Here is a 23,423-nt window from a genome sequence, read left to right on the forward strand (position 1 = left end):
GATCACTTGAATTCAAATTTTTACAAATACTTCCAATCACTCACCGAGTTACCTGCTTCTGAATTAGAAAAACTGACGGCTGATTTGCCAAGTCGAGAAGTGAAGAAGGGTGATTATGTACTAAAAAGTGGAGAAATCTGTCAGCATACCTTTTTTGTTGATAAAGGTTTACTTCGTATGTATTCTGTTAATGAAGATGGAAAAGAAAGCATTGTACAGTTCGCACCCGAAAATTGGATGATGAGTGATCGTGGTAGTGTGTATTTTAATGAGCCATCAGCCTATTTTATTGACGCAATAGAAGACACCAAGGCAGTTTTAATAGACTCCGATTTTATTCAAAAAATATCAGCGATCAGCGCTGAGTTTAGAGTAAATAATGAACGAATACTTCAAAACCATGTGCGCCATTTGCAAAACAGAATAAGCTTGCTGATTGGTGCAAATGCTGAAACCCGTTATCTTGATTTCATAAAACTATATCCTGACCTGATGCTCCGGGTACCCCAATGGATGGTAGCTTCCTATTTGGGGATAACCCCAGAAAGCTTAAGCCGTGTAAGGCGCGATCTTGCCAAAAGGAATTTTAAAGGCTAGTCGTCTTTCTTATCATACATCAATGCACAGCGTTTATACCTGAGCTACATTTGAAGTATTAAAAGATAAGATGATGAATACAAAAAAGATAGAGGTGGTAATTCCACCAAGAGAGCCTCACTACGTGGGCGATGGATTCAGAGTACATAATTTTATCCCGAGCGCTTATCATTTGGACATGAAGCGTATGGATCCATTTATAATGATGGATTATAATTCCAGATTTCATTTCCCCGCTACAGATACACCAAGAGGTGTGGGCGTACATCCCCACCGTGGTTTTGAAACCGTAACTATTGCCTATAAGGGAAAAGTAGCGCATCACGATAGTGCTGGTGGTGGCGGTGTAATTGGCGAAGGAGATGTGCAGTGGATGACTGCCGCTTCTGGTGTTTTGCACAAAGAGTATCACGAAAAGGAGTTTGCCAAAAAAGGTGGCGATTTTCAGATGGTGCAGCTTTGGGTAAACCTTCCCGCTAAGGACAAAATGAGCACACCAAAATACCAGGGAATTACAAATGCAGAAATAGCTAAATACAACTTGCCCAATGGCGGTGGAGTAGTAGAGCTAATTGCCGGAGAATATAAAGATGAGCGCGGTGCAGCCTCCACTTTTACGCCACTAAATATGCTCAATGCCAGAATTAAAAAGGGCGGTAAAGCAGACTTTTCATTCCCTGCAAGCTATAACACAGGATTGCTGGTAATTGAAGGCAGTATTACTGTAAATGGCGAGGAGCAAGTACCTACGGATCATTTTGTGTTATTTGAAAATGAAGGCGAAGATTTCACCATTGAAGCGCTTGAAGATGCCGTGGTGCTAATACTTGGTGGAGAGCCCATCAATGAGCCGATTGCTGCCCAAGGGCCATTTGTAATGAACACACGTGAAGAATTGATGCAAGCCATCAATGACTTTAACATGGGTAAATTCGGGTATTTGGAAGATTAAAATTAGGAGAGTAAAAAAACGGGTAGGTTTGTAAGGTCATACTTACCCGTTTTTTATTTTTGAAGCAGATCATATTCAAAATACTTTATGTCTGATAAATTTTCGGAAGAAGACCTTAAATCACTAGCAAAGCAATTGAGCAACCCTACTGGAGAAGATGGGATTAAAGTAGGGCAGTTGATGAGTGAGGGCAACATTGAAATGATCAAAGCTGCCATTGAGGCTTTGCAGCTTAAGTTTGGGCAAAGTGTGTTGGAACTCGGTCCGGGCAATGCAGATCATTTAAAAACCATCTTAGATCAAGCGGAATATCTCAACTATTTTGGTGTAGACATTTCCGAAACCATGAAGGCGGAAGCCGAGCGCATTAACGCCAAGTTTATAGAGCTTAGAATAGCCTTCTTTACCCTGTATGACGGAACAAATCTTCCCTTTAAGGATAAAACTTTTGATGCTACTCTTACGGTAAATACCATCTACTTTTGGGAGAAACCAGCAGAATTACTTAATGAAGTATATAGAGTGCTAAAGCCGGGAGGACGCTTTGCGATAGCTTATGGCCAAAAGGATTTCATGAAAAACCTTCCTTTTGTGAAACATGGTTTTCAGCTTTATTCTGATGAAGACATTAAGGTTCTCGTTGCTCAATCAAGTTTTAAGATTGAAGAAATTCAGCATAAGGAAGATAATGCTATTTCGAAAACAGGAGAGAAGGTAAGAAGGCAGTTTGGAGTTGCCGTATTGATGAAATAGATACTTTTTAGTAATTATGCTAGGCGAAAACTACTAAACTATGCTGATCAGAAAACTTCTCTTTATACTACTCACTTCTCTTTCATTTTGTACCGCTGCTCAAATGGTTGATGCCGGAAACGGCCATGCTATTGTACTTGACAAAGACGGGAAGGTGTTTACCATGGGAAGAAACAATTATGGTCAAATTGGAGATAGTACCTATGAAGATCACAATACCCCTTATCACGTAGAGCGTTTGCCAAAAATCAAAATTATTGCCAGAGGATATGATCATTCTTTGGCTATTGATGAGCAAGGTAGAGTGTGGGCTTGGGGGCGAAATAATTATGGTCAGCTGGGCTCAGCAATTCCCATCGATTTTAACACTCCACAGTTGGTAGTGAATCATAGAGATTTTATAAGTGTCGAGGGTGGTCATTGGCATACAGTTGCCTTGAAAGAGGATGGGACAGTATGGACTTGGGGGCACAATTTTTATGGAGAATTAGGAGATGGTACCCGTGAACATAGCCAATACCCGAGAAGTGTTGTAAAGAAAGATAAAACCACCTTGCAAGGGATAGTTAAAATTGTTAGTGTTGGATATCACACTTTGGCTTTAGATAAAAATGGAGAGGTATATTCATGGGGTTCAAATGACTTTGGCGAGTTGGGACACTTTCACAATGTTATTCAACATTATGCGGAGAAAGTAGAAGGTTTGCAAAACATAAAATCCATAGCCGTTGGTTGGCATCACTCTGTAGCTATAAATGAAAATGGTGAGTTGTTCATGTGGGGGTCTGATCCTTCCACACAAGTACGAGAATCAACATCCGATCATTTTAATTCAATAGTGAAAATTGACTCATTGCCACCAATGGTGAAAATTGCTTGTGGAAGCTGGCATTCCTTAGCAATTGATGAAACTGGCCAAGTGTGGGGGTGGGGGAACAATCGTTATGGAATGCTCGGAACGAAGGACACAATCAGCTACACTTACCCCAAAAAGATTCCAGGTTTTAAAGGAATAGAGGAAATAGGTGGTGGGTGTTTCCAATCATTAGCAATTGACAAGAAGGGTGATTTTTACACCTTTGGCGGTAATGCCAGCGGACAGCAGGGGCAAGGCGATTTTGCTTATATATTTGTGCCTACTAAACTAGACCTTAGCTTGGAGCCTAAGGGGGAAGTTGCCCAAGCTGAAATGGGTAAAGAAAATGACGCGATTGCTTCCGAAAGCAACATAACTGGCAAACAAATAATAGAAGTGCCAAAAATCATCATGTATTCGGTTCTCTTTCTTAGTTTACTGTTCAACGTTGTGTTTTTTATAAAGTATCGTAAAGCACAGAGAAAAGATAAGTTGACAAACTTATAGGTGAACGAAAAAAAACCGCATTTCTATGCCTACCTTGGTCAATAATTTCAGGTAAAATTTCCTGTATTTATCAAAACAAACCTATGGACTTGAAGCTGGCAGTACTTATTGATGGTGACAATATCCCATCCGCTTATGTGCGAGAGATGATGGAAGAGATTGCAAAATATGGCAACCCCACCATCAAGCGTATCTATGGCGATTGGACAAAGCCACATTTGAGCAAATGGAAAAATGTGTTGCTGGAAAATGCCATAACGCCTATTCAGCAATACGGCTATACTCAAGGTAAAAATGCAACTGACTCTGCCATGATAATTGATGCCATGGATATCCTTTATTCTCAGAAGGTAGATGGGTTTTGCTTAGTTTCTAGCGACAGCGACTTTACGCGATTAGCAACACGTTTGCGTGAAGCGGGAATGACGGTATTTGGGATAGGGGAGAAGAAAACTCCGAATCCTTTTATTGTGGCCTGCGATAGGTTTATTTATATAGAGATTTTGAAAAACACATCTTCAGAATCAGAGGAGAGTAAGCCAGAGCAGAAAACCGAGGTAGATAAAATTACCGCTAAGGATATTAAACTAATTGCCAGCACTATTTCAGATTTGGGAGATGATGATGGTTGGGCATTTTTGGGAGACGTAGGTAATCTTCTTCAAAAAAAGCAACCAAACTTTGACTCCCGAAACTATGGTTTTCAAAAACTAACTCCGCTCATCAAGTCTATTAAAGAATTTGAAATTGAAGAACGCGAAAGCCCAAAGGGACGCTTTAAATTGGTGTATGTCCGAAAAAAACAGAGGCGAAATTCTCGATCTTCTAGCAAGTCTTAAGTATTCTTTTTATTCTTAGAATACTCCATTTTCAGCTGTTTTCTATCAGCACTTCTCATTACAAATTCCATGTTAAGGCTTTGTAAACCAATCACAAATAAACTTTATTTTAAATTAATCTAAATAAGCTTGTTTGAGTAAATTCTGACATATACATTTGCGCCATTCTTAGAATCTATTTTAAACCAATCTAAATAAGAATAAGGTGAAAAAATTACTTACACTTTCGTTGGCGCTTTCCTTAGGAATGGCATTTGGTCAAAACAAAAAGGAGAACGATAAGAACAATATCAAAGAAATGTGCGGCTGCTACGAGGTAGAGTTTGACTATGCCGAAACGTTTTCTGATGCAAAGGATTATGAGTTTCGCGATCGCTACACTGCACATGCTTTGGAGTGGGTTTTAGCAGATGAGGAAACTGAAGATATGGTAATGCTTCAGCATCTTTTGGTGATAAATGATTCGATGATCATTAAGCACTGGCGCCAGGATTGGTATTATGAAAACACTGAGCTTTTTGTATATAACAGAAATCTAGAGTGGAAGAAGGAGGAAATTTCTGCTGATAAAGCAAAAGGAACCTGGACTCAAAAAGTATATCAGGTGGATGATAGCCCGCGTTACCAAGGCTACGCTACTTGGATTGATGTAGATGGAAAAAGCTACTGGGAGTCAGAAACTTTTGCTCCACTTCCAAGAAGAGAATATACAACCCGTTCTGACTACAATGTATTGATGCGCACCAACCGTCATCAAATTACCGACTATGGTCACCTTCATGATTTGGATGATGCAAAGATCATTCGCACAGAAGCTAAGGACAGCATATTAGTATGGGAGAAAGGTAGAAACAAGTATACCAAAGTAGATGATAGTCGCTGTGCCGCAGCTGTAAGCTGGTGGGAAACAAACCGCGAGTACTGGGTTGATGTGCGTGCCGTTTGGGATGATGTGATGGAAGAAAACGACTATATCAATATTGCTCAAAAAGCAGATAACAAAGTTCTTTATGAGCGTTTGTTCAGATTGGGTGATGAGCTTATAGCTGAGAAGAAATACAACTCTAAGAAAGCACAAAAGCAAATCCGTGAGCAAATAGACATACATCTTTCTAGTGTTGCTACCCCTTGGGATACGGCAACAGCTGAATAATTAAAACCAGTCAATTCACCAAACCTTAATCTTTTTTAACCTAATAATTTTTTATACAAATGAAAAAAATAACTATACTCTGTGCCTTATTGGCAACGGCTTTTGGAGCCAAATCACAATTTGATACTACTGGAATAGGTAGTTGGAATAGTCTAAACAACTCTTACGAAACTTGGTTGCAAGGTGCATTTGATGCAAATCGTGATCCTAACGATGCTACTGATTTTGGTTGGGGAAACTATGATATGAGTACTCACATTATTGGAGGTGATAGTATCTATATCATCAAAACAATGGCTGGTGATTTTAAAGCCATTTCTATTGATCAGATTTCTGGTGGTGTTTATACAATCACATATAGTAATCTTGATTTTTCAAATAAAGTAACCAAGACTTTGGATCGAAGCAGTTACTCTACCAAAAACTATTTCTTTTATAGTTTAGACAATGAAGTAGAGAAGGATTTGGAGCCAGCTACAGCAGATTGGGATATTGTATTTACTAAGTTTCTTACATTCTTCCCTGGCTTTGGAGCTTATCCTGTTGCGGGTGTTTTACACAATGATGGTGTAAAGGTTTCGGAAGTAGAATTTATGACTAACGGTTCATTCTCAGCAGCCGATACCGTTGCTTTCCCGCTTAGCGAAAACATTTCTACCATTGGGTATGAATGGAAAGATGCTTTTGCAGGCATCGTTTATGACACCCTAGGGTATGTTGTGAAAGATCAAATGGGGAACATCAATGACCTACAATTTACTGGATACGGTGGTTCGGCTACTGGTAAAATGGTATTTGAGGTAAATGGTGTTGCAGATTCTGTAATCCTTGGTTCTGGAAACGATGCTCAGGTTTACTATTCTTTAGAAAACATGGCAGAAGTAAAGACAAATACTGATCACGATTGGGATATCGCTCTTTATGCACAGTCTAGCTTTAGCAATATTCCGGTAAGAATTAACGATAGCCGTGGTGTTGAACTTTACGTTTATCCATCTAGTGATATTACATTCTGGAATACAGTAGGTTTGGAAGAAGAGCGTACTGTAAATGTACTTTCAGTTTATCCAAATCCAGCAAGTGACTTTATAAATGTTGCTCTTCAGGCTGACATGCCAAATAGCGTGATGGTAAACATTATTGATGCTGCAGGTCGTGTGGTTCAGTCACAAAATATAAATACAACTCAAGGTATTAGCGAAAGCAGAATTTCTACTGCTTACTTAAGCGCTGGTATCTACACAGTACAATTATCAGGAGAAGGCTTTGTAGCTAGCTCACGTGTGGCTGTAAGGCCATAGTTTTTTCATTATTGAGGTTTAATAATCATAGGGAAACTGAAGCTAAGCGGATTTAATTCCGCTTAGCTTTCACTACATTATGAAGTACTTTTCACTACTATACCTATTTCTTTTCTCAGCTGTGTCTTTTGCACAGCTTTCACTTCAGGTGAATGATGAGCACACCGACAACCCTGTAGAAGGTGCTCATGTAAGTTTTATAAGTGCATCAGATTCTACTTATGCAGTAACAGATGCCAAGGGTAAGATTACTTTCAAAGCAGCCGGTTCCGGTGAAGTGAGAATCACTCACATTTCATACCTGCCCATTTCAAAAAATATTAGTGCTGGAAAATCCAACACCATCTATTTGTCGCCATTGCAAACTGGCCTGGATGAGGTAGTGGTAACGGGGCACGCCCGCCCGGTAATGGCAAGTCAATCGGTTAGAAATATCAGGGTTATTGATGCTCAGCGAATAGATCAGCAAGGAGCTGTAAACTTGGGCGAATTACTTTCAAATGATCTTAACTTTCGCGTGAGCGAAGATGCCGTGCTTGGTTCGCAGCTTAGCTTGCAAGGCCTTAGCGGAAGCAAAATAAAAATACTTGTAGATGGTGTGCCGATCATTGGCCGCCTTGACGGAAATATTGATCTCAACCAAATCAACCTGAATGATATAGAAAGGGTAGAAGTGGTAGAGGGGCCAATGGCCGTGCAATACGGAACTGATGCGGTTGCTGGAACCATCAATCTTATCACTAAAAGAAAAGCTACCAACGAAGTTGATGTAAACCTAAACGGATATTATGAAACCGTTGGGCGGTATAACTTTGATGGATCAGTTGGTATTCCATTGGGGAAGTTTCAGGGAAACATTGGTTTAGGAAGAAATTACTTTGACGGCTATTCGCCAAACGAAGAAAGCCGTGATTTTCAGTGGAACCCCAAAGAGCAATATTTTGCTAATGCCTCACTCCAAAGACGTTTCAACAAAGTAATGGCACGTTACAGGTTTGATTTTTTTGATGAAAATATTGTAAACCGTGGCGCAGTGGGAAGTATGAGTGATAATGTAGTACCTGTAGATACGGGCGGGGCATGGTACTATCCTCAGGCTTTGGATGATACTTACAGAACCATCCGTGTAAACAATGCCTTGTATGCTGATTATTACCCGCGTGAAGACATGAAAGTGAAGGCTTTTGTGGCATATAATTATTACCAGCGTCAAAAGGAAACCACAATAAAAAATCTAAATACAGGAGATGAGTCCATTTTCCCAGGAACGGATGCACAGGACACAACTACATTTGCGATGCTCAGTTCAAGAATGTTTTATCAGCATGATTGGATTCCAAACAAGCTAAATTATCAGTTGGGTTATGATTTTAGCTATGAAGAAAATATTGGTCAGCGAATAGAAGGAGACTTTAAGGATATTACCGATTTGGCCCTTTTTGCTACAGCGGAATACAAACCGATAAAGTCGATAAACATACAGCCTGGTTTGCGATATGCCTATAACAGCCGTTTTGATGCTCCACTTATTTCATCGTTAGCATTGCGCTATCAAATTAGTGAAAAGTACATTTTACGCGCTTCTTTTGGACAGGGTTTTAGAGCACCTTCTTTGAAGGAAATGTATTTCTTGTTTGTAGATGAAAATCACAATATACTTGGGAATGAAGGTCTACAAGCTGAAACTTCCAATAACTATCAATTGAGTCTTAATTATTCAAGGTCTTATTCTAATGCCAATGTGGAGGCAAGTGTGAGCGGGTTTTTTAATGATATCAGAAATGAAATTCGCTTGGTTTCGGTTATCACACCAGATAGCACTGATAATCGTGGTTTATACCGAAATGAAAATATTGCACGCACACAAACAACAGGAGGGACAGTTACAATCAAAACCACGTTGTATAATTTCCAAATTGAAACAGGAGCTACCTTTATTGGTATGAAAAACTACCTGGCTTTTAATGATGTAGCCACGGCCACAGGAAATGAAGGTTTTAATTTTTACCCGCAGCTAAGGTTCAATATTAACTACAACTTTAAGAAGATAGGCCTGCGCCCAGCTTTGTTTATGAACTATACCGGCAAGCGCAGCGATCTGGCATTGAACATTGATGGTGATTTGATTACTACCACTTATGATAATTACACCATGGCTGAGTTTACCATTCAAAAAAGCTTTTTGAAAGAAAAACTAATATTGACTGTAGGTTCAAAAAATCTTTTTGATGTAACTCAAATCAATGCCAATAATACAGTGTCAGGCGGTGCACACACTACTGGGGGCGGATCTATTCCCTTGAGTTATGGTAGAACATATTTTACAAGATTACAATGGAGCTTTTAATTAGAAATTTAGCTTTTGCCTTTTTGGCTATACTCGTATTTTCTTCATGTGAAAAGGAAGAAGATCTCTTACCAGGTGAGTACCGATCAGATGTTCCTGGGCAGGTAAACATGGTTTCTGAGGGGGGAGTAGATTATCAAATGCAAATTTATTTTGACTTAAGCTCTGGTGAGAATAAAGGTGAAAATAAGCGTGATGTTTGGGATTTGGCTTTGGGTTGTGATGCTTCAAACCCAAATCTATTTATCAATCCATCTATGTTGCAACGGGTGGCAGCTACTGGTAGTACAGATTTTAGCGCAAGCTATGACCCAGCAAATTTTGCTTTTGACTACGAGCGGGCAAAGACCTTTTACCGTAAGGGTAGAATGATGAAGGACTGGAACGGAACTACCTCAGATGAGCAGGTTTATATTGTGGATATGGGTAAAACTATGACTAATCAATCTCGTGGTTATAAGTTATTTCAGGCTGTTAGTTTTAATGGGCAAGCCTACACTGTTAAGATTTCCAATCTGGATCATTCCGATCTTCAGGAGTTGCTAATACCCGTAAATTCTGATTATACACATGTGTATATTTCCTTTTCAAATCCTAGTGATATTTTAGAGTTAGAGCCACCAAAAGAGGAATGGGACATCCTTTTTACCAAATATATGGAGCGACTATTTGATGGAGTTGATACGCTGGATTATTCGGTTACCGGAGCGTTGCTCAATCCCTATAAGTCGGTTGGGTATTTTCACGAGGAAAGCTATTTGGACAGTACCTGGAATTATTCAGATTTATCATACGAAGACATTGAAGAATCACGTTATTCTACTCGATCTGATGTGGTAGGTCACGATTGGAAATATTATGATTTGGATGCTGGGGCATATTCAGCAATCCCTTCCAAGCACTACTTTATTAAAGATGCAGAAGAGCAAAACTATCGCCTTCACTTTACCGGTTTTTATGATGAACAAGGCAGGAAAGGTGGTGTTAGCTTTGAGTATTTACCATTGTGATAAAGCAATTTTTGAGACATTATAAAATTGCTATAAGTCCTCTGCTGATTTAGGTTTATCCTAAGTCAGCTGGAGGCACCACAAAAAGAAGTGTATGTGTGAACCCATAGTTTTATATCGAGAGTCGAATGCAGTGGTAATGCGCTGCCCGGATTGTGGCATCACACAATTGGCGTTTGGCACTGGTCATCATATTTTTGATGAAAAGGAGTTTGCTCAACTTCGTGAAAAACTAGCCGAAGAATCTAAAAATGCACGGCTCTCGCTAAGCCCTTCTCAAAAGAAATTCAGCGTTCCCATTAAAGATCATTATTCACGTTTGTGGCTTTCGGCCAATGAAGTGCTGGAACTACGAAATGTAGTGGAACAGGCCGCGTGGATAGGAATGGTAAAAGGAATACTGGAATCAGAGTAGACTTTTTTTTGAAACTCCAATTCCAGTATTTTAATATCAATCAACAGATTTACCCTTTAAGGACTGATGATTTTAAGGCTATTTCAGGGCTTCTAAAATTTGTTTTGAAGTAGCTCTGTTTTTATAATTGCGATCAAAATGCCTCCAAATAATGGTGCCGTCAGTGTCAATCACGTAGGTTGCCGGCACGGGTATTGGTTTTGCATCAGGTTTACTTGGCATGTATAACACATCAAAATCGGTGCTTATCTTTTCGCCTTCATCGTGTAGCAATTCAAATTTAGCTCCGCTCTTTTCTGCAGTTACTTTTAGGTCTTCTGGTTTTTCTGGTGAGATAGCTACCATTGTAGCTCCCGCATCACTTATTAGTTGAAGGCTATCCTGTAGGTTGCTCAAGTTTCTATTACAAATAGGACACCATTGACCGCGATAGAATACCACTACCACAGGTCCTTTTTTTAAGCTCTTATTGAGGTCGAAGGTTTTTCCATTTTGATCTACGGCTTTAAAGTTTTTCACTTTAGTGCCTACGGCCAAACCCTCTACTTCGTCTACTGTTTTATAATCATTTTGAGCTAGCAGGCTACTGGCAGAAAATAGGAATGTAAACGCTAAAAGGGCGAATACTTTTTTTGTAGAATTCATGTACTTCATCATTTATTTATAGTGAATTATTAATTACTGTTTTAGGTTCTATACTCAGGATTGGGGTGATCTGTATCGGTACCAGCCTCCCATTTAGACCTTTGATTTCCGTAAGCCGGAATTCCTTTTGAACGTTCCATCATTTTAGCAAGGTGCATCAAATTCCAAGTCATAAAGGTGGTGTTTCGATTTGTAAAATCATTTTCAGGACCGCCCGAATTTTTATCAAGGTAAGAGGGGCCAGGCCCAGCTTCGCCAATCCAGCCGGCATCAGCTTGTGGGGGTATAGTGTAGCCCAAGTGCTGAAGCGAGTACAGCAAATTCATTGAGCAATGTTTTATGCCGTCTTCATTCCCGGTAATAAGGCAACCTCCAATTTTGCCATAGTAGGCATACTGACCATCATCATTTAATTCCGAGGAATATCCATACAAACGCTCGATTACCATAGAAGCGATAGACGATTTTTCACCAAGCCAAATGGGAGTTCCAATAACTAAAATATCCGCATCCATCACCTTTTTTTGAATGGAGGGCCATGCATCGGTGTCATATCCGTGCTCAGTCATATCGGGGTATACCCCAAAAGCGATGTCCTGATCTGCTGCTCTGATTAATTCAGTTTTGATGCCATTGGCTTCCATAATGGTTTTGCTCATTTGCATCAGCCCATCTGTATGTGATATTTCTGGTGATTTCTTAAGTGTACAATTGATGAATAAAGCTTTTAGACCCGAAAAGTCATAAGTGCTTTCATCGTTTAGCTTTCGCTGAAAATTACTTAACGCCATAATTTATTGGTTTTTGTAATCAGCTAACCTCTATCGGCTCACCAATGTTCTCGATAGAAGTTTCTACTGGGTTAAACCTCTTCAATCAAGACTCAAAGATTAGGATATAGAAAGATTCAGTTTGTAATGGAAGCGACATTTATGGACTTTAGCTAAGTGTCCATTGCATATTTACAAGCCAGACAGGTATCCTAATATCTTAAATAAGAGATAAATTCCAGGAAGACAAATAATTATTAGGAGGAACTGGTTCAAGTTATCACCTCGATATTTTTCATCAAGCTTTACTTTTTTCTGCAAACGTGCTTTTAAGTTTTTCCTTAGTTGCTTGTATTCTGGTTCGTTGAGGGATGTTGTTCGGATTTTTTGACTCTTTGTTTTTATCGTAAGAAAATAACCCTCATATAAATTTGATGTTGGACTTGATCCTCTATATCTAAAGGTTCCTTCTTTTATATTTTCAATTTCAGAGAAGTGAAACTTTCTGTCAGCTCTATAAAGTCGCTTTAAGATAATATTATCCTGCTCAATTTTTATAGTTCTAAAATTCCTAACAAATGACCCAATCGAAACCACTACAAAGGAGAGACTAACTGCGGACATCCAATAAGGGAAGTTAGAATCTGATAACTGAAGCATCAGAACAAAGACAGCAAATGCTAATGTTGAAAAAATTAAAATCGAATAGATCAGAATATAGGTTCGTGATATTTTCATGCCAGACTCTAGTCTATTACATCACCAACTCTTCAAACAGCCTTTCCAAAGTTTTTTCCAAATCAGTAGAAAAACCATGATGTGGCCTTGAAGTTTGAATAGAAGAACTGCGCTCAGCAGTAAGCCAGCGAAATCGCGAAACATGATCTTCCTGAGCCATTGGCCCACCTGGTTTGCCACCAATGCATATTTTGTGAAAAGCTTCGAGGTTCCTTTCTATATCAGCCAATTCTAGCTCATGCTCAAATTGTGAAAGCTTGGCTGTGTTTATATGGTGTTTAGCTTTTAAAAAACATGGGCGTTTGCAAAACATAATTATGCCTACATTCAAAAACTCCTCACGCTCTACGCGTGGTACCAAGCGGATTACCGCATATTCATAAAAGTAACTTTCGGACATCTTCAGCTTCTTTTATAAAGGTTTGTGAATGGGCTTTTCTGCGGCTCAAAAATTGGAAATATACTTCTTTGATTTCTTCAGGGTTTAGATCAACATCATCCCAATGGAGCCAATCTTCTGGAATCAAGTTTACAATTTCACGTAGTTTTTCGTCCGGCAGTAAAGCTTTTAGCTTTTCATCCACTTCAGCAAGTTTACTGGCTTGGGGTAGTAATACATGACTTTTAATTAGGGAAAAGGGGCTCAGCGCATGCTTTTCCCAATTATCCCATGAATGGTGAAAATAGAAGGTGGCACCATGGTCAATCAACCAAAGTTCTTTGTGCCACATCAGCATGTTAGTATTTTTAAAAGTGCGATCAATATTGGTGGTAAAGGCATCTAACCACACAATTTTTGAAGCCAACTCAGCATCAATTTCCGTGACAACGGGGTCATAGGTAATGGCTCCGGAAAGGAAGTGTAGAGCAAGGTTTAAGCCTTGGCTGAATTTTAGCAAATCCTGAATTTCTTCGTCACCTTCACTACGGCCAAAGGCTTCATCTAAAGTGGCAAACACCAGTTCAGGAACTCTCAAGCCGAGGGTTCGAGCAATTTCTCCACCAAGGAGTTCGGCAATAAGAGCTTTCACACCATGACCCGCTCCACGAAATTTTAAGACATACTTAAAATCATCATCCGCCTCAGCAAGTGCTGGCAGCGAACCACCTTCTCGCAAAGGAGTGATGTAGCGCGTTACGGCTACGGTTCTAAGTTCAATTGTTTTGTTCATGCTTCCGCAAAAGTAGAGACAATCCTAGGATTGTGGAGCATCTGGTTTTGAGACGTATCCTTTCAAGGCTTCAATAAATTCTGGTTGGTCGGGGCTGATACCTATTTTTTCTTTCCCAAAGTCGAGGATATAAAAGTCTTTTCCTTTGGTAGAGTACATTTTGAAACGTCCAATCTTGTCGTTGTTGAAATATCCGAAATACCCAAATATCCCACCATTGCCAAAGGTGCGGATGGTGAAACCGTTTTCAATTTTCTTGTAATCATAAATACCGAGTAGATTTTCCAGCGGAAGAATTTTTTTACCAATGGGGCGCTCTACGATAAGATTTCCGTTGTAGATATTGTATCCTTTGGTGGAGTATAAATAGCAAAAGGCAATCACAAAAAACAAGAGTAAATCAAAGAATCCCGAAATGATGCTTGCTATTTCCTTGTTGCCTTTTAGGATAGGGTATAGTATTACCACCATGAGTAGAAGTACAAATACGGTTACTATCTTCGCGGTCTTGTCGAGGGTGGCCTTGGAGTGCATTTATATGCTAGTTTTGCCACCAAATATATTATTTATTTGAACTTTTTTTGATGGATATCAAACCCTGGATTGCAGCAGCGCGCCTGCGTACTTTACCACTTGCTTTTTCGAGTATTATTTTGGGCACTTGCCTGGCAGCTTCTATGGGATCGTACAGTATTACTGTATTTGTGCTTTGCTTGCTTACCACACTTTGCTATCAGGTACTTAGTAATTATGCCAATGATTATGGCGATGGAGTAAAAGGAACAGATGCCGATAGAGTGGGCGAAAAAAGAGCAGTAGCAAGTGGCGAGATTTCAGCGGCTTCTATGAAAAAAGCTGTCTGGTTATTTTCCATTCTTTCTTTTGTTTTTGGCACTTGGTTGAGCATTGTTGCTACACAAGGTTTACCAATGATTGTCACCATAGGATTTGTGGTTCTTGGATTATTGGCAATTGTGGCTGCTATTACATATACCGTTGGTCGAAGAGCTTATGGCTACAGCGGTTTAGGAGATATTTCAGTACTTATCTTTTTTGGAATTGTAGGGGTGGTAGGTTCTTATTTTCTTCAAACCAATATGCTAAACTGGGAAGTTTTTCTTCCGGCAACTTCTGTGGGTTTATTAGCAGTAGGGGTTCTTAACCTGAACAACATGCGCGACATTGAGAACGACAGAGCTGCTGGAAAGCGCACTTTGGTGGTGATGATGGGTTTGAAAGGTGCCAAAATTTATCATGGAGTTTTAATCATTTTGGCTTTCGATTGTGTATTTCTATACAATGCCCTTATGGACAATAGCTTTTGGAGCAATCTTTACTTTATAAGTATTCCGTTTTTGGTAGCCAATTTGTTTAGTGTGATGCGCTCATTTGATGCGGAAGACTTTGACCCACTTTTGAAAAGGCTGGCCATTACAACACTTCTCTTCGCCTTGACTTTTGGGATAGGGCAGGTGCTTTAATTTTCAATACTGAAGTTGTGGGTCACTTTTATTTGTGGGTCGAGCGAAGAAGCTACTGAGCAATACTTTTCTACCGCCAGTTCCACAGCCCTCGCAACTTTACTTTCATCAGGTGTTCCTGTCAATTTAAAATGTAGATGAATAGTTTTAAAAGGTTTTACCTGACCTTCTTCAGGCCGTGTTCCGCTGGCATCTACTTTTAGTGATTTTACCTCCTGTCTTTGTTTTTTTAGAATTAGACTTATGTCAAAACTAGCGCAAGCCGCCACAGCGGTGAGCAATAATTCCATAGGGCTCATACCAGCATCATCGCCACCATTAGCCGGTGCACCGTCAATGGTTACTGTATTTCCAGTTTCACTTTTTCCTTCAAATAGTAGGTGGTCATTTTTACGCTCCAGCGAAATCTTCATAAATCAAATTTTAGGTTTCAAATATAAACAGGAAAGACTGCCCCGAAATAAGGACAGCCTTTATGAGTAGAGTTTAAACTTTTTGGCTTAAACTAAATCCAGTACAAGTTCCTTGCGACTTCTGCGTACTTTTTTAGCTTTACTCAGCATATCTTTTTCTTCATCTCTATAGCCTAATGGCAAAAGGACAACGCTCTTTAAGCCTTGAGCTTTCAAGCCAAGAATTTCGTCTATCATTTCTCCATTAAAGCCTTCCATTGGGGTAGCGTCTACTTCTTGTTCAGCGGCTGCTATTAGGGCGGTACCCAGAGCTATGTAGGCTTGTTTGGCGGTCCATACGGAGTGATCACCAGGCATGTTTGCTACACCCATGGCCATTTGTTTAAAACCTGCCAGGTCATTCACTTTAATACCTCGAGTTACCGCAATATCACTCATGTACTTATCCACTTTTTCTTCTGTAACTTCTGTCCAGGCGGCAAATACCAATAGGTTTGAGCTTTGGGTAATCTGTGGCTGATTATTGGCCGCTACTTGTAGCTTCTCACGGAGTTCAGGGTTTTCAATGTTCAAAATGGTGTATGGTTGCAGACCTATCGAAGAGGCAGAAAGGCGAATTGCTTCAAGTATATTATCTAGTTTATCCTGCGGTACTTTATTACCATTCATTTGTTTGGCAGCATAGCGCCAGTTTAGTGCTTCTATTACGTTCATAGCGTGTTTTTATTTTGATGAGAGCGTATAAACAATAGTAATGCCAAAACAATGTTTAAACATTGATTAAGACAAGATGACGTGACAAGGAGGGGGTAAGTGCTTTTGTTATGTAGTTTCAAATGTGCGATTAGATTATCAATGTGTTTATTGTTCATTTTTGGCTTGACCCAAAAAGAACCAAAAAAGTCAAGGCTTCTTATAAATTTCTGAAAAGCTATGGCTTACTTACCCTTCGAAGCCCTGGCCGTTTCACTTTGCTTCACTTCGGCACTTCTCTGGGGCAAGTTTCACCTTGCTTTTGTGGGAAATTGATAATAGGCCGATCTCAAATACAAACCTGCTGAATTGTCCGAGCATTTTTCAGAACTAGCTGAACAGCAAGCGTAATTGCATTCCGAAGAATGAGGAATAAGCATGAAGCGAAGATGTAACAGCGGTTTGTGCAGCGGAGCAAGCAAAAGTTCCTTAAAATGCTCTAGATTTTTGCTTCCTTTTTATCAATGAAAAAGGAAGAGCCATGCGGCTTGAGGAAAGGTTAATTATTATTACTTCCATAAAATATAGTGATTATCATTAGAGTTGGATGGATTTACATAGCTTATCAAAAGCTCAAATCTGATTCTCTCCTGCAAAATCAGCATTGAGCTTCTGATAAGCTTTCTGCAAAAGAGTTGCTCTATCATAACTATTTAGTTCACGAACTATCTTACTGTCTTCCAAAAGAATTTTGTCATACATTCCAAAAGGAGAGAAGGTTTTGAAGTTTACGGGCAGTGTATCTACAAGTATAAATAAGAGCATTAAAAAGGCTTGTGTCATACCAACGATAGCGTGTTCCTCCTTCATTTGCTCAAGTGCAAGCTCCCGTCTTAAGTAATCAAAAGACACATTGTAAGCCGAAATACTGCTGTCAGCTTCATCTTTTAGTTGTGTGATTTCAGCGTAAAGTGAACTTTTAACTACACTATCATTAGCACGAAGCAAAGCTAATTCAGCATCCAGCTGTTTAAGGTGTAGAATCTTATTTTCGGCTGAGGGACCTTTGCCGTAAATGCCAGTAGTCACAATTTCGCCCTTGGCATTTTTTAAAACTTCACCATCAATTTCGCGAGCAACAAGACGTGCCTGTATGTCGCGGGCTTTTTCCTTAGCGGAATAATTACTGTCTAGCACGGCAAGCTGGTTTTCAATTTTTTGAATTCGTCTGTCATATTCAGTCTGAATCGTCTTTTGGTGTTCTACTTTATTCTGTTTTATAGTGTCAGTAATGCTTCCATCAAAGTAGAGGAGAACAATAGGGTGGGAGATTACAATCCCCAAAATAAGGGCGAAGAAAAAGCGGAGGTAAAAAGCTGGACTTTTGAACTCATCTTTGTTTTCAAGCTTTCTACGATGAGTAGAAACAATGTATCGGTCAAAGCTAAAAATGATGAGCGCCCACACTATTCCGCCAAGGAGCGCTAACCAAAAATGCTCTTGCAACTGCCCCACAGTGCTGAGGGCGTAAGTCATACTTACGAATGCTAGTATGGCAGGAATGAGTACTAAAGTGCCAAATCCCATGTGTTTTATGCGTTCGGAACGAGGGCAGCGCTTGAGGATTGAAGTATCGCTTCCGGCACACCAAATAAAGAAATCACCTATCATGACGTATATTTTTTAATAAACGCAGATAGGGCTAATCGGGTAGGGTCGAAGGTAGTAAAACCTTGGAGATGGAATGAATCAAAGCCTTAGTTTTGCTGCTATATATTTAAGAAGTCATGAAAGCCACCTGGAAGAAATATACACTCAACTTTAAGCAAGCCAGCGGCACTAGCCGTGGAATATTGCGAACTAAAGATTCATACTTCATCTTTTTGGAGAAAGATGGAAAACAAGGAATTGGTGAGTGTGGAATTTTGAAAGGGCTGAGCGCAGATGACCGGCCAGATTATGAGCCTAAGCTTAATTGGTTGATGGAAAATATACATTTAGCTGAGGCAGAATTGTATGCTGAGGTGATAGAATATCCTTCCATACAGGCAGGTTTAGAGATGGCTTTGCTGGATTTGAAAAGTGAAAATCACATTCTTTTTCCTTCAGATTTTACTCAAGGAAAAGCCATGCAGCCCATTAATGGACTGATTTGGATGGGCGATGTGGATTTTATGAAAGAGCAAGTTGCGCAAAAGCTAAAGGACGGTTTTGCAGTTTTGAAGATGAAAATTGGCGCCATCAACTTTGAGGATGAGTTGGCCATTTTAAAGTCTATCCGTTCGGAATTTGGTGCGGATGAGCTCGAGCTTCGTGTGGATGCCAATGGTGCATTTTTCCCAAGCGAAGCTATGGATGTGCTAAACCGATTGGCGGATTTGAAAATTCACTCCATTGAGCAACCTATAAAAAAAGGACAGTGGCAGGAGTTGGCCGCACTATGCGAAGTTCCACCAATTGCTATCGCTTTGGATGAAGAACTTATAGGGGTTTTTACTCAGGCTAAGAAGCGCGAACTTTTGCGAACCATCCGTCCACAACATATTATTTTAAAGCCCAGTTTTGTTGGCGGTTTTCGCGGAAGCGAAGAATGGATAGCGCTGGCAAAAGAAATGTACATGGGCTGGTGGGCAACAAGCGCGCTGGAAAGTAACATCGGCTTGAGTGCCATTGCCCAGTGGAATTTTACTCAAGAAAATAAAGTTCCTTCTGGTTTGGGTACAGGAAGTTTGTACACCAATAATTTTGAAAGTCCACTTTACGTGAAAGGTGGAGGTATAGGTTATAATCCTGAACAGTCCTGGGATATCTCGGCTTTGGCTAAATAAAGAAAGGTTCCACTTGCGCGAAACCTTTCCGGGAAATAGAATTAGCCATCGAGGCTTATTCAACTAAAAAAAATTGGGAACTGTACTATATTAACGTTGAGACATTGAAAAGGGTTGGGTACAGATGAAAATATTTTTGAAATAATATGAAGTCAATAGGCGTAGAGCGGATTTTAAGAGAGTTTAAAGACCAAAATAATTTTATGGAAGTGCAAACTTCCGGCTCTACAGGTGTGCCTAAAATCATAAAAATAGAGAAGAGCCACATGCGGGCTTCCGCCCAAATGACTTTGGATTTTTTAGGATTGCAAAAAGGTAACAAAGCCTTGCTCTGTATGTCTCCAGCTCATATAGGGGGAATCATGATGATGGTACGCGCGGAGCTTGGTGATTTGAATCTTACCATAGTAGAGCCATCAGCGAAACCATTGGAAAATCTTGTGGGTAATTTTGATTTTGTTGCTATGGTACCTTATCAAGTAGCAGCTTCTATTGACGATTTACATCGAATAAAAAAACTCATTATTGGTGGAGGGCCAATAAGTTCAGACTTAGAAGACCAGCTGAGAAATTTACCGAACGAGATTTACCATACGTATGGAATGACGGAAACCATTTCTCACATTGCCATGCGAAGGGTGAACGGTAGCGATAATGAGACTTTTAAAACTCTTCCGGGAATTGAAATTCACTTTGATGAGCGCGGTTGTTTGGTGATAAATGCTCCGGCACTTGGTGTGAAAGATTTGGCAACTAATGACCTGGTAGAATTAAAAAACGCTGACACTTTTGTTTGGCTTGGCCGCCACGATAATGTGGTAAACTCAGCAGGAGTGAAGCTGCACCCTGAGAGTATCGAAAGGAAAATTGGGGACATCGGTTACCCTTACTTTTTGACGGGAATCCAGGATACCAAATTTGGCGAAAGCCTGGTAATGGTGGTAGAAAGTGATGAGTCAATGGAATTTGAAACATTCAAAAACCACTTTCAAGCTTTAGGAAAATATGAAATTCCAAAGCAAATCTTTACCGTGCCTAAATTTGTAATTACCGAAAGTGGAAAGCTGAATCGCAAAGAAACTTTGAACCGTATGGCTCAATAGTATAAATTAGTAGCGAACCAAGGCCGCTGCTATGTCTCAAGAACTTGCTACCACCCAATCCTGTAAAAATTGTACTACTGAATACGCTGGTGTGTTTTGTCCGGCATGCGGGCAAAAGTTAATTACCGAGCGTTTTACAATAAAGGAAGGAATTTCGAATGTAATGGGGGTGGTTTTTAATTTTGACAGAGGACTTTGGCCAACTATATATGGCTTGTTGGTGTGTCCTGGCGAGGTGCTTAGAGAGTACACTTCAGGTATTACAGTTAAATATTTTCATCCGTTTCGTTTTCTCTTTTTGATGCTCACTATATCAGTATTGTTGATGGCTGCTCTAGGCATCAATGATTACCTGCAAGGTGAATATGCCACCAAAATATCTGGCCATCCTCTTTCTGATCCCGTGAAAGAAATGATGACTATTATTAATAGTTATAATCACTTGATGATTGCTTCAAGTATGCCTGTATTGGCTTTAGCATCATGGTTGTTTTTCAAAAGTAAGGACTATAACTATGCTGAGCATCTTATTATAGTTAGCTATGCATTTGGGGTAACCGTGTTTTTAGGGTTACTTATAATGCCAATTTACTTTATCAATAAAGAAGCTTATGCATGGCTTAGTTCTTCGAGTCTTTTAATTACCATAATCTACTTCACCTACGTATACCTCTCTTTATTTAAGGGAGGGCGTGTTGCGGTATTTTTTAAGTCCCTTGGTGTTTATCTACTTTATGCAGTTTTCTTCGGAATATTATCCTTTAGTATTGTAGCCGCCTATATTGCTTATAAAACGTCCACAGACCCTGAATTCAAGGAAAAGTTTAGGAATGAAAAGAAAGCCGAGTAGCACTTTGCCCGATTCTCAAAGAATGAACGGTGACCATGGATAAAAAGAGGTAGATAAGTCCCCATATCCAGCCAGCAAATAGGGTTACAAGTATGGTTTGAAGAATATACATAAGGGGAGCCACGGTAAGGCCTAATGCATACTTAATAGGCCCATGCCAAGCAGGGTCTTTGAATGTGGGTTTTATCTTTTTCCAAATGAGAACCGCTGCCCAATTGTTGATTAATGCAAAAGGGAAGATGATTTTATTGATAATACCAGGGCCCTTAATCTTACGAATAAGTTTAGGGTTTTCTCCGTTTTCAATTTCTTGAATAATTGGATTACATTCTTCAGGATTGCTTAAATCTGCACCTGTAGCAATTAGCTTTTTTAGGATTTCATCATAATTTTCTTCATCATCGATGTTGGTTACTAATGGAAGTAGGGCTTGATGTGAATCTTTTGTGAGCTCCTGTGCAGCCTTGTTTTGATCGGCCATTTTATAATATGGGCGTACATCTATAGGTTTTCCGTAGTGTATACTAACTTTGCTACCAAACTCTGTTGGGTTATCATAGTTAATCCCCACTGGTACAATATCTATTTCTTTATCAGGGAAGCGGTCGAGGTAGCCAAAAGCCAAACGTGTAAACCCTTTTTTAAAATTACGAAGTCTAAAATCGAGGCTGTGTGTTCCTTCGGGATGGATGGTTACACACTCGCCCTGTTTCATGAAATCTTGTAACTGGGTAAATACCTGCTCATTTTTCCCAACGGCATCTTTTCCATCCCTAATACGGTAAATCGGACGGAGGTTTACCGTGGCCATTAGCCAAATGAGCTTCGGGTTTTTAAAGACATCAGCCCGCGCCATGTGATGTGACATTCTTGTTTGTGCGGTAGCCACAATCACTGCATCCATAAAGGTGTTTACATGATTTGGAACAAAAATAACAGCCCGCTTACGCGGAACATTTTCCTTTCCAACTACCGTAAATTTTCGATAAAAAAATTGAGCTGTGATTTTTAAATAAAACCACATATAGAAATACCAAATCTTTCTCCTCATGCCTTGATCGGAACTTTTACTTTTTTGCGGTTCCAAATATAGGCAAGACTTAGTCCTGAAACGATATGCCAGATTCCCCACCAGCCAGCAACAATGGCCATTCCACCCAAGCCATTGAAAAAGCTGAAAATCAGTAATAAACCAAGTCCAGAGTTTTGAATTCCGGTTTCTACCCCTAAAGTCCTTCTGTCTTCCCGACTCAGTCCAAAGATCTTTCCAAGGTGATATCCGCTTAAAATGGCGATAGCATTATGAAGAAATACCAAGAAAATAACCTGATCAATGTACTTATTGAATAAATCCATATTATTCAAAAAAGCCACGGCAACAAGAGCTATAAAAATAAGAATAGACAAAGGCTTCAGTATTTTACTCAGAATCTCAGATATTCTAGGAATCAGAGCCCTTACCAACATTCCGATAACTAAAGGAAACCCAAGAATAAGAACTATAGTTTGAAATACATCAATCGGACTAATACTCACTTCTTTAAGGATTTCATTGGTAGGAGGGTACAAACTACCCCATAACTGAAGATTAAAAGGAGTGAAAAAAATGGATAGAACTGTGGCAAAGGATGTAAGCGTTACCGATAGAGCTGAGTTGCCGCCAGCAATTTGTGTCATAAAGTTGCTGATGTTTCCTCCTGGACAAGCAGCGATCATGATCATGCCTAAAGCTATGCTTGCATGCGGTTTCATGATGTAGATGAGTGCAAACGTAAGCACGGGTAATAAGATGAACTGAGAAATGAGACCTAGGATGACAGGTTTGGGGGCTTTTAGGACATTCTGAAAATCAGATATTTTAAGACCGAGAGCAACTCCAAACATTACTACTGCAAGAATAATGTTCAACACCCAGAGATTGTCGTTATTAAAATTTAACTGCGCGTTATCTATTGAAGTATCCATACTGTGAGGCTTGAGCTAATAAAGGCCAATGTAGG

The 23,423-nt window shown here is 39.7% G+C and carries 25 protein-coding genes; 14 read left to right on the forward strand and 11 right to left on the reverse strand.

What is annotated here, in order from left to right; all coding sequences use genetic code 11:
• The first annotated feature begins 6 nt into the window (after positions 1-6).
• From OWEHO_RS01545 to OWEHO_RS01590, 10 genes are all read left to right on the forward strand, one after another.
• Entirely contained in the window at positions 7-597 is a 591-nt protein-coding gene (locus tag OWEHO_RS01545; RefSeq protein WP_052301161.1) for a Crp/Fnr family transcriptional regulator, read from the forward strand.
• Between the two features lie 73 nt (positions 598-670).
• A complete protein-coding gene (locus tag OWEHO_RS01550) occupies positions 671-1,549 on the forward strand; it encodes a pirin family protein (RefSeq protein ID WP_014200696.1) in 879 nt (292 codons plus the stop codon).
• 87 nt (positions 1,550-1,636) lie between these two features.
• Entirely contained in the window at positions 1,637-2,302 is a 666-nt protein-coding gene (locus OWEHO_RS01555) for a class I SAM-dependent methyltransferase (protein WP_014200697.1), read from the forward strand.
• Positions 2,303-2,342: 40 nt separating this feature from the next.
• Positions 2,343-3,665, forward strand: coding sequence for an RCC1 domain-containing protein (locus OWEHO_RS01560; protein WP_014200698.1), 1,323 nt, complete (start codon positions 2,343-2,345; stop codon positions 3,663-3,665).
• An 83-nt stretch (positions 3,666-3,748) separates the two neighbouring features.
• On the forward strand, positions 3,749-4,504 hold the full coding sequence (locus tag OWEHO_RS01565) for an NYN domain-containing protein (protein WP_014200699.1): 756 nt from the start codon (positions 3,749-3,751) through the stop codon (positions 4,502-4,504).
• Positions 4,505-4,709: 205 nt separating this feature from the next.
• Positions 4,710-5,657 (forward strand): DUF6607 family protein, encoded by a 948-nt coding sequence (locus OWEHO_RS01570; protein WP_014200700.1) that lies wholly within the window; start codon positions 4,710-4,712, stop codon positions 5,655-5,657.
• 59 nt (positions 5,658-5,716) lie between these two features.
• Positions 5,717-6,958 (forward strand): T9SS type A sorting domain-containing protein, encoded by a 1,242-nt coding sequence (locus OWEHO_RS01575; RefSeq protein ID WP_014200701.1) that lies wholly within the window; start codon positions 5,717-5,719, stop codon positions 6,956-6,958.
• A 79-nt stretch (positions 6,959-7,037) separates the two neighbouring features.
• Positions 7,038-9,305 (forward strand): TonB-dependent receptor, encoded by a 2,268-nt coding sequence (locus OWEHO_RS01580; protein ID WP_014200702.1) that lies wholly within the window; start codon positions 7,038-7,040, stop codon positions 9,303-9,305.
• Complete coding sequence (locus tag OWEHO_RS01585; protein WP_014200703.1) at positions 9,293-10,315, forward strand: HmuY family protein; 1,023 nt, start codon at positions 9,293-9,295, stop codon at positions 10,313-10,315. The genes OWEHO_RS01580 and OWEHO_RS01585 overlap by 13 nt, the downstream gene beginning before the upstream one ends.
• A 94-nt stretch (positions 10,316-10,409) precedes the next feature.
• Complete coding sequence (locus tag OWEHO_RS01590) at positions 10,410-10,730, forward strand: DUF6686 family protein (protein ID WP_014200704.1); 321 nt, start codon at positions 10,410-10,412, stop codon at positions 10,728-10,730.
• Between the two features lie 78 nt (positions 10,731-10,808).
• Here the strand turns inward: OWEHO_RS01590 and OWEHO_RS01595 are convergent, their stop codons facing one another.
• From OWEHO_RS01595 to OWEHO_RS01620, 6 genes are all read right to left on the reverse strand, one after another.
• Complete coding sequence (locus OWEHO_RS01595) at positions 10,809-11,375, reverse strand: peroxiredoxin family protein (RefSeq protein ID WP_014200705.1); 567 nt, start codon at positions 11,373-11,375, stop codon at positions 10,809-10,811.
• A 41-nt stretch (positions 11,376-11,416) separates the two neighbouring features.
• The gene (locus tag OWEHO_RS01600) at positions 11,417-12,166 is read right to left on the reverse strand and encodes a flavodoxin family protein (protein WP_014200706.1); all 750 of its coding nucleotides are present in this window, start codon (positions 12,164-12,166) and stop codon (positions 11,417-11,419) included.
• A 171-nt stretch (positions 12,167-12,337) separates the two neighbouring features.
• Positions 12,338-12,883 (reverse strand): hypothetical protein, encoded by a 546-nt coding sequence (locus OWEHO_RS01605; RefSeq protein ID WP_014200707.1) that lies wholly within the window; start codon positions 12,881-12,883, stop codon positions 12,338-12,340.
• Positions 12,884-12,899: 16 nt separating this feature from the next.
• Positions 12,900-13,283, reverse strand: a complete 384-nt coding sequence (locus tag OWEHO_RS01610; RefSeq protein ID WP_014200708.1) for a DUF3037 domain-containing protein — start codon at positions 13,281-13,283, stop codon at positions 12,900-12,902.
• Positions 13,261-14,055: a HipA family kinase gene (locus OWEHO_RS01615; RefSeq protein WP_014200709.1), complete on the reverse strand. Its 795-nt coding sequence runs from the start codon at positions 14,053-14,055 to the stop codon at positions 13,261-13,263. The genes OWEHO_RS01610 and OWEHO_RS01615 overlap by 23 nt, the downstream gene beginning before the upstream one ends.
• A 24-nt stretch (positions 14,056-14,079) precedes the next feature.
• Positions 14,080-14,589: a PH domain-containing protein gene (locus OWEHO_RS01620; RefSeq protein WP_014200710.1), complete on the reverse strand. Its 510-nt coding sequence runs from the start codon at positions 14,587-14,589 to the stop codon at positions 14,080-14,082.
• A 50-nt stretch (positions 14,590-14,639) separates the two neighbouring features.
• On the opposite strand from OWEHO_RS01620, the gene OWEHO_RS01625 reads away from it, so the two are divergent.
• Complete coding sequence (locus OWEHO_RS01625; protein WP_014200711.1) at positions 14,640-15,536, forward strand: 1,4-dihydroxy-2-naphthoate polyprenyltransferase; 897 nt, start codon at positions 14,640-14,642, stop codon at positions 15,534-15,536.
• On the opposite strand, the gene OWEHO_RS01630 is transcribed toward OWEHO_RS01625, so the two are convergent.
• From OWEHO_RS01630 to OWEHO_RS01640, 3 genes are all read right to left on the reverse strand, one after another.
• Entirely contained in the window at positions 15,533-15,949 is a 417-nt protein-coding gene (locus tag OWEHO_RS01630) for an OsmC family protein (protein WP_014200712.1), read from the reverse strand. The genes OWEHO_RS01625 and OWEHO_RS01630 overlap by 4 nt on opposite strands.
• Before the next feature lie 87 nt (positions 15,950-16,036).
• A complete protein-coding gene (locus tag OWEHO_RS01635; RefSeq protein WP_014200713.1) occupies positions 16,037-16,663 on the reverse strand; it encodes an NAD(P)H-dependent oxidoreductase in 627 nt (208 codons plus the stop codon).
• A gap of 612 nt (positions 16,664-17,275) precedes the next feature.
• A complete protein-coding gene (locus tag OWEHO_RS01640; protein WP_014200714.1) occupies positions 17,276-18,313 on the reverse strand; it encodes a DUF4407 domain-containing protein in 1,038 nt (345 codons plus the stop codon).
• A gap of 116 nt (positions 18,314-18,429) precedes the next feature.
• On the opposite strand from OWEHO_RS01640, the gene OWEHO_RS01645 reads away from it, so the two are divergent.
• The 3 genes from OWEHO_RS01645 to OWEHO_RS01655 all read left to right on the forward strand — a co-directional run bounded on the left by OWEHO_RS01645 (position 18,430) and on the right by OWEHO_RS01655 (position 21,423).
• Positions 18,430-19,470 carry an o-succinylbenzoate synthase gene (locus OWEHO_RS01645; RefSeq protein WP_014200715.1) on the forward strand — a complete coding sequence of 347 codons (1,041 nt, stop codon included), beginning with the start codon at positions 18,430-18,432 and terminating at the stop codon, positions 19,468-19,470.
• A 146-nt stretch (positions 19,471-19,616) separates the two neighbouring features.
• Positions 19,617-20,573: an AMP-binding protein gene (locus OWEHO_RS01650; RefSeq protein ID WP_014200716.1), complete on the forward strand. Its 957-nt coding sequence runs from the start codon at positions 19,617-19,619 to the stop codon at positions 20,571-20,573.
• Positions 20,574-20,604: 31 nt separating this feature from the next.
• Positions 20,605-21,423 carry a DUF3667 domain-containing protein gene (locus OWEHO_RS01655; RefSeq protein WP_014200717.1) on the forward strand — a complete coding sequence of 273 codons (819 nt, stop codon included), beginning with the start codon at positions 20,605-20,607 and terminating at the stop codon, positions 21,421-21,423.
• On the opposite strand, the gene OWEHO_RS01660 is transcribed toward OWEHO_RS01655, so the two are convergent.
• On the reverse strand, positions 21,398-22,474 hold the full coding sequence (locus OWEHO_RS01660; RefSeq protein ID WP_014200718.1) for a 1-acyl-sn-glycerol-3-phosphate acyltransferase: 1,077 nt from the start codon (positions 22,472-22,474) through the stop codon (positions 21,398-21,400). The two genes, OWEHO_RS01655 and OWEHO_RS01660, sit on opposite strands and share 26 nt — an antisense overlap.
• A complete protein-coding gene (locus tag OWEHO_RS01665; protein ID WP_014200719.1) occupies positions 22,471-23,388 on the reverse strand; it encodes a bile acid:sodium symporter family protein in 918 nt (305 codons plus the stop codon). The genes OWEHO_RS01660 and OWEHO_RS01665 overlap by 4 nt, the downstream gene beginning before the upstream one ends.
• Between the last annotated feature and the right edge of the window lie 35 nt (positions 23,389-23,423).

Origin of the sequence: Owenweeksia hongkongensis DSM 17368 (assembly GCF_000236705.1) — a bacterium.
In the GTDB taxonomy this organism is placed as follows: Bacteria; Bacteroidota; Bacteroidia; order Flavobacteriales; family Schleiferiaceae; genus Owenweeksia; species Owenweeksia hongkongensis.